Annotated in this window: 12 protein-coding genes; 9 read left to right on the forward strand and 3 right to left on the reverse strand. The window is 51.5% G+C overall.

Annotation, left to right across the window (positions count from 1 at the left end; genetic code table 11):
- Window positions 1–65: 65 nt before the first annotated feature.
- The 5 genes from MMG03_RS00450 (at window position 66) to MMG03_RS00470 (ending at window position 4817) form a co-directional block, all read left to right on the forward strand.
- On the forward strand, window positions 66–734 hold the full coding sequence (locus tag MMG03_RS00450; RefSeq protein ID WP_249505361.1) for a hypothetical protein: 669 nt from the start codon (window positions 66–68) through the stop codon (window positions 732–734).
- Window positions 731–2005 carry a hypothetical protein gene (locus MMG03_RS00455; RefSeq protein WP_249505362.1) on the forward strand — a complete coding sequence of 425 codons (1275 nt, stop codon included), beginning with the start codon at window positions 731–733 and terminating at the stop codon, window positions 2003–2005. Before MMG03_RS00450 ends, MMG03_RS00455 begins: the two co-directional genes overlap by 4 nt.
- Window positions 2006–2018: 13 nt before the next feature.
- Window positions 2019–3419 (forward strand): DEAD/DEAH box helicase, encoded by a 1401-nt coding sequence (locus MMG03_RS00460; protein WP_073155670.1) that lies wholly within the window; start codon window positions 2019–2021, stop codon window positions 3417–3419.
- 153 nt (window positions 3420–3572) lie between these two features.
- The gene (map, locus tag MMG03_RS00465; RefSeq protein WP_073155667.1) at window positions 3573–4334 is read left to right on the forward strand and encodes a type I methionyl aminopeptidase; all 762 of its coding nucleotides are present in this window, start codon (window positions 3573–3575) and stop codon (window positions 4332–4334) included.
- 147 nt (window positions 4335–4481) lie between these two features.
- On the forward strand, window positions 4482–4817 hold the full coding sequence (locus MMG03_RS00470; RefSeq protein ID WP_073155664.1) for a hypothetical protein: 336 nt from the start codon (window positions 4482–4484) through the stop codon (window positions 4815–4817).
- 81 nt (window positions 4818–4898) lie between these two features.
- Here MMG03_RS00470 and MMG03_RS00475 read toward each other — a convergent pair whose 3' ends face one another.
- Window positions 4899–5126: a hypothetical protein gene (locus MMG03_RS00475; protein ID WP_139260094.1), complete on the reverse strand. Its 228-nt coding sequence runs from the start codon at window positions 5124–5126 to the stop codon at window positions 4899–4901.
- A gap of 415 nt (window positions 5127–5541) precedes the next feature.
- Between MMG03_RS00475 and MMG03_RS00480 the strand changes: the two genes are divergently transcribed.
- Both MMG03_RS00480 and fusA read left to right on the forward strand, forming a co-directional pair.
- A complete protein-coding gene (locus MMG03_RS00480) occupies window positions 5542–6171 on the forward strand; it encodes an EcsC family protein (RefSeq protein WP_073155659.1) in 630 nt (209 codons plus the stop codon).
- A 197-nt stretch (window positions 6172–6368) separates the two neighbouring features.
- Entirely contained in the window at window positions 6369–8498 is a 2130-nt protein-coding gene (gene fusA, locus MMG03_RS00485; protein WP_249505363.1) for an elongation factor G, read from the forward strand.
- A gap of 443 nt (window positions 8499–8941) precedes the next feature.
- On the opposite strand, the gene mazG is transcribed toward fusA, so the two are convergent.
- Window positions 8942–9751, reverse strand: a complete 810-nt coding sequence (gene mazG, locus MMG03_RS00490) for a nucleoside triphosphate pyrophosphohydrolase (protein ID WP_073233575.1) — start codon at window positions 9749–9751, stop codon at window positions 8942–8944.
- On the opposite strand from mazG, the gene MMG03_RS00495 reads away from it, so the two are divergent.
- Window positions 9752–10669: a DNA-processing protein DprA gene (locus MMG03_RS00495; protein WP_073282761.1), complete on the forward strand. Its 918-nt coding sequence runs from the start codon at window positions 9752–9754 to the stop codon at window positions 10667–10669.
- An 8-nt stretch (window positions 10670–10677) separates the two neighbouring features.
- Complete coding sequence (locus MMG03_RS00500) at window positions 10678–10953, forward strand: septum formation initiator family protein (RefSeq protein WP_073156709.1); 276 nt, start codon at window positions 10678–10680, stop codon at window positions 10951–10953.
- A gap of 2 nt (window positions 10954–10955) precedes the next feature.
- On the opposite strand, the gene MMG03_RS00505 is transcribed toward MMG03_RS00500, so the two are convergent.
- On the reverse strand, window positions 10956–14015 hold the full coding sequence (locus MMG03_RS00505; protein WP_249505364.1) for an efflux RND transporter permease subunit: 3060 nt from the start codon (window positions 14013–14015) through the stop codon (window positions 10956–10958).
- Window position 14016: the final 1 nt, after the last annotated feature.

Below are 14016 nucleotides of genomic sequence, written 5' to 3' on the forward strand. Positions count from 1 at the left end.
TTAACCTTTACACTTTAACCTTTACGCTTTACGCTAATATCGCTATGAGAAATGTTCTTGTTCTGATGATAGCTATTTTGGTTTGCACTCTTGTAGGGTGCAGCCAAAGTTATCATTGGACCAAGTCTCATCCCGCATACCATAAGGCCCCCTACGGGGAACTGGCCGTTGCCGGCGTACAGGACGCATTTGTCCTGACACGCACCAGCTGGTTTGCCAAGCGACTTGACTTTGGAGACAGCACCCAGATCAAGTCAACGGAATTCTGCGCCCAGATTATGCTGGACGAACTTCGCGGCGGATATAGCAAGCTGAATGTCCTTTCGGAAAAAGTCCTCGCCGGCTTCCCCGAAGAAAGTCAGAAACTGGACGACCGCATTTTCATGAAGGGCAAACTTCCTGAACAGGGAGTCGTCGTCAAGGACAGCGCAGGCAAAGTGCCGCCCGAGATTTTAATGATTCATGAAGTTATCGTCGGAACCGACCTGAAGCGGGAAGACTACTTTGATTACGCCCTGATCCACAATGAAAGTCAGGAAAAATCCGTAGTCCAGAATATCAGCGCCATCGTATCCTACACTTTATGGGACAATCTGAAGCAACGTCCGCTGTTTAGCGCCGTCGATGAAATTCAGCATCCCATTGTCAAGTTCAGTTTGCAGGACCTGGAGCTTCTTGTCCGAGCCTCCGTGCGACAGATTCGCAGCAACCTTTATACGGGAGTGAATAAATGAAGTCCTTCCGTTCTTTAATCGGTTTGCTGTTATTCGTCTTCATAACCATCGCCAATGCAGGCAACGTCTACTTCGATTCCAAGTGGACCCTCTGGCAGAATGCAGACATTCTTATCTGGAACATCGATAAGGAACTTCCCATCGACCCCAAGGAGTTCTGCCTTTCCCTCCGCAGAACCAACATGGGCATCGGCGAACCCAAATGCCGTACCCTAGGCGAATGGGAACGAGACTCTATCGCGGTCCGTTACGGAAGCTGGCTCAGCGCCAACATCGAGCCGGGTCTAACGTCGGGCCACCTCAAGGCACGACACCCTTCCATGAGTGCAAAGATTCAGTCTGTCGAAGACAAGATCGTCATGTTCATTTCGGACAAGGGTAGCGAGCTCCTGATTGCCATTTTTGACGAGACCTCTTCTGAACCAAGATCTGCGGGAACAGTACCAAAGAAAGCCGACAAGATCGCCCTTGGCGACGACATTGCAGGCACCTTTTTCGACCGCAATACAACCCGCAGGCTCAGCAAGGAAGAACGGGCCAAGAAGCTAACCGAACCCGATGACTTCTACAAGGAAGTTCCCGATTTCAGAGCATGGGCCGGTATTTCAGCCGGTTACGCCCAGGCCCAAATTCCCTTTACTCCGGACAGCTGGTACAACAGCCACACAAGAAGTCGCATTCACAATTACCGCACCACCAAGGATTCCGTTTCTCTGTGGAATTTCATTGACGACTCCACACCATTATTTACTTTGTACGCAGGCGGAACTTGGTACGGCTTTATCGGCGGCGAAATATTCTATCGTTATTCCAAACACGCCGCAAAAACAGATGATAGGGATACCATATATAACGAGTTGGACCACTGGGACTTTACGCAACACGAAGTCGGTCTAAACGTCATGTTTTCTAAATCCTTCGATCCTTTCAAATGGCTCGACATTCACAGTTTTGCCTTCCTGGGTTTCCAATACAGTTTCTACTCCGAAGATATCGCGGTCAAGAATACGGTCAGCAAGCCTTCTAGATCTTACGAATCCCGAGTCAAGTTTGAAGACGCCTATAAGGGAGCCCTACTAGGTTTTGGCGGGCAATTCGTATTCCTCGACCATTATGGATTTAGTGTCCGTACAGGAATTTCTAGCCGCGGACGCGATGTCTACACAGACCCCTCTCCCGAGGCTGCGGCGGAGCCCACAACAGTTGGCGCATCCACTGTAGACTGGTTCATCAGCTTCGGTATTGAATACCACTGGAACAAAATTTTCTAACTTTGCGCTCATTATGAGCGAAGAAGTAAAAGAAGAAAACGTTTCCAAGGAAACAAAAGTCAATCCGTTTTTGACTCCGATTAATATTATTGAGCCCGAGCACAAGCTCCCCGACTATACTTTTGACATGCTGCCGGCCGAACAGAAGGCCATTCTCGCAAGCCACGGTTGGACCGACCTGATGCCCGTCCAGCGTAAGACCATGCCCTATATGCTGGCCGCCCGCGATATGCTGGTGCAGTCCAAGACAGGTTCCGGCAAGACCGGCGCATACGTGCTGCCCCTTTTGCAGGTCATCGTTCGTGACCACCTGTTTCCCCAGGCATTGATTCTGGTGCCCACCCGCGAATTGGCAATTCAGGTGCAGGACGAAGTTCAGAAACTTTCTGCAGGGACAGGCATCAAGTCTGTGGCCATCTTCGGTGGCGTTTCTTACGAACCCCAGCTGAAGGCTCTTAAGGAAGGCGTGCATATTATCGTAGCCACACCGGGCCGTCTGATGGACCATGTGCAGCGCGGTAACGTAGACTTTTTGGACATCCGCGACTTGGTTCTGGACGAAGCCGACGAAATGCTTTCCATGGGTTTCTACCCCGACATGCAGAAGATCCGCAAGTATCTTCCCAAGCAGTTGGCCTGTACCATGTTCAGTGCCACCATTCCCCAGACCGTCAAGAGCCTGGCCCGCGAATTCCAGCGACCCTCCGCAGAGTTCCTTTCTCTGTCTTATGACAAGGTTATCGCAAACAATCTTGAACACCGCTGGTATTCCTGCGACGTAATGGATAAGGATTCCATGACCATCAAGGTTCTGGAATATGAGAACCCCGAAAGTTGCATGATTTTCTGCAACAAAAAATGCGACGTCAGCTATCTGGAACAGGTTCTTTCCGGTTACGGTTTTAACGTTGGCGCGTTGTCTGGCGACGTTAGCCAGTCTCTCCGCGAAAAGACCCTAAACGCCTTCCGCGAAAAGAAATTGCGCATCTTGATTTGTACAGACGTTGCCGCCCGCGGTATTGACGTGGACCATGTTACCCACGTAATCGTTTACGATCATCCCGATGATCACGAAGTGTACGTACACCGTAGTGGACGTACCGCCCGTGCAGGCCGTAGCGGTGTCTGCATTTCCCTGATTACCCCGGTGGAAGAAATTGAAATCAAGAAGACTGCAGCAGACTTCGGTATCAATTTCATCAAGCAGGAACCTCTGACCAACGAAGCCATCGCCAAGAAGGTTGGCGAACGCACCCTCAAGCAACTGCAAGAGGTTAGCAAGCACTTCGGTGGACAGAAGGCCAAGGAACGCATCAGCCACTTCATCCCCCTGGCCAAGGAACTGGCTAACGGAACCCAGGATCAGCAGATGCTCCTAGCCTACCTGCTGGACCGGTATGTTTGGAAAAAATAGGTCTTGGGCTATGAGGTATGAGGTCGGCTCCTAAAGGAGCCTCTGAGGTATATCCAAAAACTCTACCACATAGTTCCTTAAAATCTCACCTCAAAGCGAGCAACGCGAGCGACCTCATACCTCAAAGCGCGAAGCGCGAGCTCACACCTCAAAATGGCTAAGATTAAAGTAAAGAACGCAAGAGAAATTGAACTGATCCGCGACGCAGGCGCTCTGGCAGCAGAAACCCTGATTCGCGCAGGCGAAATGTGCAAGCCCGGTGTCTGCACCCTGGAAATCGATGAATTCATCGGTGATTACACCCGTCAGCACAAGGGCATTTCCGCCTGTAAGGGTTACCACGGTTACCCCCGCTATGCCTGCATCAGTATCAATGAAGTTATCTGCCACGGCATCCCCGACGCCAAGACAATCCTTAAGGAAGGCGACATCGTAAACATCGACATCACCACCATCCTCCAAGGTTATCACGGCGACACTTCCGCCATGTTTACCGTAGGCAAGGTCAGCAAGCTAGCACAGGAACTGGTGGACACCGCCAAGTTCGCCATGGAAGAAGGCATCCGCGTTGCAGGCGAACAGGGTGCCCGCTGGAACGACATCGGTTACGCCATCAATGACATTGCCGACGAACACGGTTTCAGCGTGGTTCAAGACTACTGCGGTCATGGTATCGGCCGTGGTTTCCACGAAGAGCCCTTGGTGTTCCACTTCCGCAACAACGAACTGACCAGTTTCATTGAACCCGGCAACGTGTTCACCGTCGAGCCCATGCTGAACGCAGGCAAGCCCGGCACCAAGACTCTGTCTGACGGTTGGACTGCAGTGACCCGCGATGGCACCCTCAGCGCCCAGTGGGAACACACCGTGGTCAAGACCAAGGACGGCATCGAAATTCTGACCCTCCCCCGCTAATCGAAAAGGTGTGAGGCGCGAGGTATGAGGACGGAGCCTTCGGCTCCTTTCAGCTAGATAATCGCGACAAAGGCGCCTAACTTTAGCTCACAGCTCATTACTCATCGCTCACAACTATTCACTGTTCACTATTCACTCTTCACAACAATGTCTCTGCTCAGTAATCTCCGCGACAAAGCTGTGGTAGCCTTCGTCAAGAATCACGAACTAGTCAAGAAGTTCGGTGATGTCCAGTCCGTGTCTATAGATTCAGACAAAGGAACTGCAGACGTTTCCGTGTTGCTCCATGGAGAAATCTTCCCAATCAAGTTCCGCGGTTACTATTACTTTGATGATACCGATAAAGGTACCGACATCGTGATCCGCAAGATTACCAGCGAACGACAGTGGATTGATGAAGCCCTGGAATACTGGCTGGGCGATAAGACTCTGCGCTATACACTTCCTGGATTAGCCGGAGGCCTGGCCAAGGTATTGTTCTAGTCCATCAATAAATAGATCCGAAAACGAGACATTCAAAAAAATCTCCGCCCCAGTGAGGCGGAGATTTTTCAGTTTAAGCTATTATTTCTTTTTTGCGGTTTTTGGTTTCGCAGCAGCCGATTTCTTTGCTGTTACCTTTTTCGCTGTCCCCTTCTTTTCTGCAGGTTTCTTGGCAGCAGGCTTCGCACCTTTTTCCCATTCTTCAAGGAAAATCGGCTTTTCTAAGGCCCCGAATATAATCCCAAGGAATTTCATCCCCTTAACATCGGGACAATTACTAAAGCTTTTCTCAATATCAAGATCTGCCAAAAGTCGAATCGGTTTACCGGAAGCATTACGCACATCCGTAGCGCTAGCTCACGAACCCACAACAGCTGCAAAGGCCGATTGTGATCGTTGTGTGCCAAATACCGTTTGGCTAAATCCGGAGTCATGTCTACAAGGGTCCTATCAATCATTCTTTTAGATATATCGTACAAAACGAAAATTCTTAAAGGGAACTCTCACAAACGTGAGAATCATCACTTCACGAGCAATCTTTCCACTTCGCTGTCAAACCGCCATTAGATTACTTTCCAGAATTCCGATAATCGTAGAACGAAACGAAAACCTCCACAAAATAAGACACTGATGTTTGCGCATTTCATGAACGATCCTCAAATTCTATTGTATATTTCAAGGGCACTCACATTTTTTTTGCACCAGAAGGATTCAAGAGGACTCTATGGAAATAAACGACAAGACCGCCGACATGCTTAAGGATAAATTTTCCAAGCTTCTTTTCGAACTGATTACCGAGATTCCCGAATCCCTCTATGTCGAAACAGCCGACCCCGGCGAAAAAGTGAAGAAACTGACCCAGCAGGCAGCCATCAAGGCAGCAGCCGTCAGTGCCACACTTTCTATCCCCGCTGGCTTTACCGGAGTCCTGACCTCCATCCCCGACATTGCCTCCGTCTGGCGTATACAGGCCCAGCTGGTCTCCGACATTGCCGCTACTTATGGCAAGGTAGCCCTCCTCAGCCGCGAAGCCATGGTCTGGTGCCTCTTCCGCCACAGCGCCGCCTCCCTCCTCCGCGACCTGGCAGTCCGCACCGGCAGTCGCATTATCGTGCAAAAGCTTTCCCTCAGCGCTCTGGAAAAGATCCTCCAGAAAATCGGTCTGAAAGTTTCTACCAAGATGCTTGGTCGAGTGGCCCTCCGAGCCATCCCAGCCATCGGCGCCATCGGCAATGGAGCCTACACCTTCTACGACACCAACGAGGTGGGAAAAACGGCTGCGGCCTACTTCAAGGCCCTTTCGGACCAGGATCCGGAAGTTCAGGATGCAGAACCTGCCGAGCCCCAAGATTAATATATAGGGTTAGCAGGTCGGTCCCGCAAACCTATAAAAAACCTTTTATTTTTAAAAATTTCAAGAAATCCGGGTCAAAAAGGCCTGGATTTCGCTGTTTAATGGTCCCAAAAATACCCCGCCCTTGACCCCACCCCCTTTTTTTTCTATCTTTGCGCGCAACTCAAATAACATCAACTCCATTTGTGGAATAAAAAATGAAAAACATTGCAACTCACAGAAACATTGGTATTTCTGCCCACATCGACTCCGGTAAGACCACTCTTACCGAACGTATCCTCTACTACACCAAGCGTATTCACGCTATCCACGAAGTTCGTGGTAAGGACGGCGTCGGTGCCACGATGGACTCCATGGAACTCGAACGCGAACGCGGCATTACCATTCAGTCTGCTGCTACCTTCGCAAGCTGGACTCACACCAAGTCTGGCGAAGCTGACACCATCAACATCATCGATACCCCGGGGCACGTGGACTTCACTATCGAAGTTGAACGTTCTCTCCGTGTGCTTGACGGTGCTATCCTCGTTCTTACCGGCGTGGAAGGCGTTCAGTCTCAGTCTATTACCGTTGACCGCCAGATGCGCCGCTATCATGTGCCCCGCGTTGTGTTTGTCAACAAGTGCGACCGTTCCGGTGCAAATCCGCTCCGCGTTGCAGTTATGCTCAAGGAAAAGCTGAACCACAAGCCCTGCGTTATGCAGATTCCTATCGGTCTCGAAGACCAACTGAAGGGTGTGGTCGACCTGGTTGAAATGAAGGCCTACTACTTCGAAGGCGCCAACGGCGACGACATGATCGAAAAGGAAATTCCGGCTGAACTGGTTGACCAGGCTCAGGAATACCGTGAAAAGCTCGTTGACTGCTGCGCAGACTACAACGACGAAATCATGAAAAAGGCTATGGAAGGCATGTATGGCGTTGATGAAATCGACAAGGATCTCATCAAGAAGACCATCCGCGAAGCTACCATTTCTCTCGAAATCACTCCGGTGTTCATGGGTTCCGCTCACAAGAACATTGGTATCCAGAAGCTCCTCGACGGTGTTGTGGACTACCTCCCGAACCCGACCGAAGTTGAAAACAAGGCTCTGGACATCGACAACAACGAAGCAGAAGTTGTCCTGAAGTCCGAAGATGCTGAACCGCTGGTTTGCTACGCATTCAAGCTGGTCAACGACCGCTATGGTCAGCTGACCTACATCCGCGTTTACCAGGGTACCATCAAGAAGGGCGACATGATCACCAACATGGCAACCACCAAGAAGGTTTCCGTTGGCCGTCTCGTTCGTATGCACGCTGATGAAATGGTGGATATCACCGAAGCTGGTGCAGGCGACATCGTTGCTCTGTTCGGTATTGACTGCGCATCCGGTACTACCTTTACCGATGGCAAGAACCACTACAACATGACCTCCATGCACGTTCCTAACCCGGTTATCGAACTGGTGATCGAAGCTAAGAACCGTGACGACCTGGACAACATGTCTAAGGCTCTGAACCGCTTCACCAAGGAAGACCCCACCTTCCAGGTTGAAGTTAACAAGGAATCTGGCGAAACCATCATCAAGGGTATGGGCGAACTTCATCTTGACGTTTACATCGAACGTATGCGTCGTGAATACAAGGTTGACGTCCAGACTGGTGCTCCGCAGGTTGCATACCGCGAAACCATCACTCGTTCTTCCAAGTTCGACTACACTCATAAGAAGCAGACCGGTGGTAGCGGTCAGTACGCTAAGGTTGTCGGCGAAATGCGTCCGATGGCTGTCGAAGGCGACTCCGAAAAGGTTTACAACTTCGTTAACTCCGTCGTTGGCGGCCGTATTCCTAAGGAATACATCCCGTCCTGCGATAAGGGTTTCCAGAGCTGCATGGAAGCAGGTTCCTTGATCGGCTTCCCGGTTGTGGGTATCGAAATGGACGTTCAGGATGGTGCATTCCACCCGGTTGACTCCTCTGATATGGCCTTCCAGGTTGCTGCTCGTATGGCTTTCCGCGAAGCTTTCGCTAAGGCCGGCGCTCAGATCCTCGAACCGATCATGAAGGTCGAAATCCAGACCCCGACCGAATTCCAGGGTTCCGTTGTTGGTAACGTTTCTCAGCGTCGTGGTACCATCGCTGGTACTAACGAAGAACTGGGCATGACCACCATCACCGCTGAAGTTCCGCTGTCCGAAATGTTCGGCTACGCAACTGACCTGCGTTCTATGACCCAGGGTAAGGCAGAATTCACCATGGAATTCTGCAAGTACTCTCCGGTTCCCAAGAACATCCAGGAAGAACTCATCAAGAAGTACGGCGACAAGGCTGGCGCACGCGCTTAACGAGACCGTTCGGGCCCATTCAGAATGCAAGTTCTGGCAGGCCCTCACTCTCGCTGAAAAGACCTCGGTTAATACCGAGTTTTTTTTTGCTCACGGCCCCAAACGTTTAATTGAGTTCAACTCAGAATTAGAAGAAGTCCCGCGGGAAACCGCGGGACTTTTTCACATGTACACAACACAAGGAAGGGTGTTTTACCGACACCCTCCCATAAATACACAAGAGCCCCGCGGGACAAGCCCGCGGGACTCAGTGGAATTAGAAGAGAACAAGTGTGCTTCCTATCTATTCCTACCCGTATGGTTCGATCCGGCATCCCTTCTCTAGAACCAGAAATAGATTGGAAGCACGATAATAATATACCTCGCAAAACGGTTAGCGGAAACTTTTTCTGCTAAACCCCTATTCCCAAAAAGAACGTTCCAATTTGTATTAAATCGGCGGCCTAGGGCTGCACCTTTGTGGCCTTCTTGGCAGCGCGCCAGAATTCCTGCAGACGTTCAGGAGTTTCCTCCTTCATTTCCTTGCCTTCGTCGCGAGCCATCTGTTCCACGATACGGAAGCGCTTTTCGAACTTGGTGTTGGCCCGTTCCAGTGCCAGGGCCGCATTGAAGCCGCAATGGCGGGCCACGTTCACCAGGCTGAACAAGATATCGCCGAACTCATCTTCCATGCGGTCGATGTTGTTGCATTCCGCAGAGGAGGCTTGCATTTCGGCACGGAATTCGCTAAATTCCTCCACAGCTTTGTTGAATACAGGTTCTGCCTCGACCCAATCAAATCCGACCTTAGCGGCACGCCGCTGGATTTCCTGGGCACGGGCCAGCGTGGGCATGCTCTTGCTTACTTTATCCATAGCGGACTTGCCGACCATGTCCTGATTGTTCTTTTCCGCAGCCTTGATGCGTTCCCATCTACGGGTCACCTCGGAGGCATCATCCACCTTGGCATCGCCAAACACATGAGGATGACGTCGGACCATTTTTTCGCAGATTCCCTGCACAACGTCGTCGATACAGAAATCGCCATTGTCCTTCGCGACCTGTGAATGGAATACCACCTGGAAGAGCACATCTCCCAGTTCCTCGGCCATGTGAACCTTGTCGTTGGCCTGGGCTGCGTCGATATATTCGTGGGATTCTTCCACCAAGTAGGGGAGCAGGGACTGGTGCGTCTGCTTACGGTCCCAGGGGCAGCCATTTTCCGAGCGGAGGGTGGCCATGATATTCACAAGATCTTGAAAGGAATACTTCATATGGGTAAAAATAGAAAAGCCGAAGAGTACGTCAGCCAGGAATTAGAACCGAAACTGTTTCCGCTACTGCTGGGCGAATCGTCTTTGAGGCCAAAGCGTCTATTCTACAAGGGCGCACTGCCAGAAAAAGACTCCATTGGAATTGCCATGGTAGGCACCCGACGTCCAGGCAGTTCCGCCCCAGAACTTTGCCGCAGGCTGGTACATTCCCTGAAAGGCACCAAGGCGGTCATCGTCTCGGGGCTTGCTCAAGGCATCGACAGCTACTGCCACGAAGCCGCCCTGGAGGCGGGCCTCCCCACCATCGCCGTCATCGCCCAGGGAATCGACGCAAGAATCCCCGGAGAACGCGCCGACCTGGCCCGCCGCATCCTGGAATCCGGAGGCGCTATCCTTAGCGAGTACGCCGGCGACCAGGCCTCCCTGAAGGGCATGTTTCCGGCCCGTAACCGCATCATCAGCGGTCTTAGCCGCGCTACGGTACTGGTACAGAGCAAGAGCAAGGGCGGGGCCCTGATCACGGCGGATTACTGCCTTGGCGAGGGCAAGTTGCTATTAGCCGTGCCGGGAGATTTTGACAGCGAAGTGGCCTGCGGCCCCAATCTTTATTTGGACTGCGGGAAGGCAAAGCCAATTTTTTTACCGGAAAGTCTGAGAGTGCAGGCAGGAATTCCCTTGACCGCCCATAGCCAGGAAGCTCCCTCTTTGCAGAATCTCGCCCACACCGGCTGCCAGCTTTCCCAGGAGGCCACCATGATTTTTACAAAGTTCAACGGATTCCGCAAGACTTTTTCGGAAATTCAAGCGGATTGTAACTTTAAGACTGGCAACATTTTAGCTATATTAACGGAACTTGAGATTGCAGGATTGGTCCAGACGAAGGACAATATGCAGTTCTACTTTAATGGGAGCCTTTAGTTTTGAGCTTGAAGAAGCACTTAGTCATTCTCGCACTGTTTATCTTCGCCATCATCGTAGTGGCCCAGATGATGTTCGGAAAGAACAGCATCAGACAGCAGCGTAGAATCAACCGCGAGATCGCCAGCTACCAGCATCAGATTGATTCGCTGCAGATGGTGATCGACAAGCGCAAAGTGCAGATTCAGCAACTGAAGACCGACTCCCTCTACAAGGAAGGGCTTCTCCGCACACGCTATGGCATGAGCCGCAAGGGTGAAGTCGTCTTCCAGCTAGTTGAATAATTTTAAGCCATCTTACTTGCATCAGTAGAGCTGACGTGCTCCACCTTGCCGGCGAAGTAGCTATAGGCCGCAGGCACCACAAAGAGCGTCATGAAGGTCGCAAAGGTGAGACCGCCCGCAATGGCAATACCCATTGCGATACGGCTAGGCGTGCCCGTGAGGATCAGGGGCACTGCGCCCAATACCGTAGAAAGGCTCGTCATAAGGATCGGGCGGAAGCGGCGGGTCGCCGCCTGCCTAGCCGCCTCAAGCTTTGTACATCCGGTAGCCGCCGCAATCTGATTTGCAAATTCCACAATCAGGATGCCGTTCTTGGTCACAAGGGCAATCAACAGAATCAAGGCAATCTCACTGAAGATATTCAAGGTCTGACCTGTCAGGTAGAGGCAAGCCAACGCACCGGCCAAAGCCAGGGGCACCGTAAAGAAAATCACCAGGGGAGCGCGGAAACTTTCAAACTGACCCGCCAGCACCAGGAACACCAGCGCCAGAGCCAGCAAGAACACGATATACAATCCCGAAGAACTTTCCTCGAATTCCTTGGAAGCACCGCTAAGGGTCGTGCTCACGTTGGGGTATTCCTTCAGTACATCCTTAGCGATTCTGCGCATTTCTTCAACGCCATCGCCGATGGTCATCCCGGGAACAAGCCCTGCCTGAATGGTCGCAGAACTGAATCGGTTGTAACGGGGCAACGACGGAGATGCAGAACGTTCCTTATAAGTGATGAAGTTATCCAGGCTAACGGCCTCCCCCTTGCGGTTCTTCACCGTCAACAGAGAAAGATTCTGGGGAGAGCTGCGGTACTGATAACCCACGGCACCAATCACGTCGTACTGGCGGCCTTCACGATAATATTCACCATAGCTCTTTTCGCTGATAGAAAGCTGAATGGCCTGGGCTATATCATTTACGGATACCCCTTCCTCGTCAGCCTTGTCTCGCAGGATTTCAATATGTAATTCAGGCTTGGTAAATTTCAGGTTGGTGTTCACCACGCTGAATATGGGGCTCTTGCTAGCCGCTTCCATGAACTTGGGAACCAAGGTACGCAAAGTTTCGATGGACCCCGCCTGCAACACGAACTGCACCGGCAGACCACCTCGCTGGGTACTGATGCTCTGAGGTTCAAACACCATCACGCGCAAGTCCGGGTATTCGTTACCCAGAATCTGGATGGCATGGGCAATTTCGCTCTGGGGGCGACGAGCCGTCTTGTCGTCATTCAAGGACAAACGAATTCTGGAGTTACCGGCATTCCAGGCGCCAGCCTGCACTTCCTTATATTCACCGCTATCCAGAATGGTCATGACCTCATCCACAAACGCATCGGCCATGCGCTTGGTACGGGTAAGGGTCACACCTTCGGGCATATTCACGTTCACCATGACAGAGCCCGAATCTTCTGTGGGAGCCATTTCAGAGCTCATGTTGTTGAAGCAGAAATAAGCCGCAAACAGGAGCCCGGCTACCACCGGGAACAACAAGAAACGCAATCTAAGGAAGCCACCCAGAAGCACGGCATAAATTTTATTCAGACCTTCAAAGAACGGTTCCGTTATCTTGTAGAACGATCCCTTCTTCTGATGACGCAAGAACTTCGAACAAAGCATGGGAGAAAGCGTCAAGGCGCAAGTGGTAGAAAGGAAGACCGTCCCGATCATCACCGCCACAAATTCGCGGAATAGAAGACCCGTGGTACCGCCCAGGGCAAGCACCGGAATGAACACTGCCATCAAGACCACAGACGTTGCAATCACGGCAAAGAAGATTTCATTTGTTCCCGCCACGGCAGCCTGCTTAGGTGTCATGCCCTTTTCAATCTTGTCGTAAATGTTTTCCACAATCACGATAGCATCATCCACCACAAGGCCAATGGCAAGCACCATGGCCAGAAGCGTCAGAACGTTAATGCTAAAGCCGCAAAGGTACAGCACAAAGAAACTTCCAATCACAGCCACCGGCACCACCACCATGGGGATAATCGTCGTACGGCCTTCACGCAGGAATGCAAAGATAATGGCAATCACCAGAAGGAACGCCACAAAGATGGTCTCCACCACTTCCTTGATGGAAGCGCGGATATTAATGGAAGTGTCGCGGCCATAAAGCATCTCGACACCCTCAGGCAATTCCCGGCGGAGTTCTTCCACACGCTTGTAGAATTCGTCAGCGATGTTCACATGGTTACTGCCAGGCTGAGCCACCAGAGCGCAGGTCACCGTGTTCTTGCCGTTACGTCTAAATCCCTTACGGGTATCCAGCGGTTCGTAATGGATGTTAGCAACGTCGGACACGCGAATTACAGTGCCATCGGCCGCAGTTTTTACCGCAATGTTTGCAAAAGCTTCCGGGTCAGAAATTCGGCCCAGAGTACGAATAGAAAGGGTTGTTTCGGAACCTTCGATAGAGCCTGCGGGAAGTTCCAGGTTGCCCTTGGAAAGGGCGGCACTCATTTCGCTTCCGGTAACGCCCATGGCCTGCATACGGATGGGGTCAATCCACAGACGCACTGTAGGCTGCTTTTCACCCCAGATAACCACTTCGGAAACACCGTTAATGGTCTGCAGACGTTCCTTCACATGATTGCGTGCGATTTCAGAAACGTCCATGGCGTCCAGCTTATCGCTGACCAAGCTGATCATCAAGATGGGGTCGGAATCGGAGTCGCTCTTGTTCACCGTCGGTTCGTCCACATCGTCAGGCAATTTACGGCGGACACGGCTTACGCGGTCACGGATATCGTTGGCGGCATCCTCCAGATCCATGCCCGTTTCAAACTCCACACTGATATAAGAAAAGCCATCGGAGCTGGTAGAGGTCAGGGCCTTAATACCCGGGGCACTGTTAATGGATGATTCCAGGACTTCGGTAACTTCGGCTTCCACCACGGCAGCGTTTGCGCCAGGATAAGAAGTTCTAACCTGAATAATGGGATAGTCTACGTTCGGGTATTCACGAATACCCAACTCACTCATACCGAAGGCGCCAAGCAAGATGATGACCAAGGCCATCACCGTCATTAGGACAGGTCTACGAACAGATAGATTTGCAACACTCATT

The organism is Fibrobacter sp. HC4 (genome assembly GCF_023373925.1).
Taxonomy (GTDB): Bacteria; Fibrobacterota; Fibrobacteria; order Fibrobacterales; family Fibrobacteraceae; genus Fibrobacter.

What these genes read in the sequence shown, in the direction of transcription:
- fusA (WP_249505363.1), top strand. Translation starts at nt 6,369, where the DNA reads ATGAAAAACATTGCAACTCACAGAAACATTGGTATTTCTGCCCACATC.
- MMG03_RS00495 (WP_073282761.1), top strand. Translation starts at nt 9,752, where the DNA reads ATGGGTAAAAATAGAAAAGCCGAAGAGTACGTCAGCCAGGAATTAGAA.
- MMG03_RS00480 (WP_073155659.1), top strand. Translation starts at nt 5,542, where the DNA reads ATGGAAATAAACGACAAGACCGCCGACATGCTTAAGGATAAATTTTCC.
- MMG03_RS00505 (WP_249505364.1), bottom strand. Translation starts at nt 14,015, where the DNA reads ATGAGTGTTGCAAATCTATCTGTTCGTAGACCTGTCCTAATGACGGTG.
- MMG03_RS00450 (WP_249505361.1), top strand. Translation starts at nt 66, where the DNA reads ATGATAGCTATTTTGGTTTGCACTCTTGTAGGGTGCAGCCAAAGTTAT.
- MMG03_RS00470 (WP_073155664.1), top strand. Translation starts at nt 4,482, where the DNA reads ATGTCTCTGCTCAGTAATCTCCGCGACAAAGCTGTGGTAGCCTTCGTC.
- mazG (WP_073233575.1), bottom strand. Translation starts at nt 9,751, where the DNA reads ATGAAGTATTCCTTTCAAGATCTTGTGAATATCATGGCCACCCTCCGC.
- MMG03_RS00455 (WP_249505362.1), top strand. Translation starts at nt 731, where the DNA reads ATGAAGTCCTTCCGTTCTTTAATCGGTTTGCTGTTATTCGTCTTCATA.
- MMG03_RS00460 (WP_073155670.1), top strand. Translation starts at nt 2,019, where the DNA reads ATGAGCGAAGAAGTAAAAGAAGAAAACGTTTCCAAGGAAACAAAAGTC.
- map (WP_073155667.1), top strand. Translation starts at nt 3,573, where the DNA reads ATGGCTAAGATTAAAGTAAAGAACGCAAGAGAAATTGAACTGATCCGC.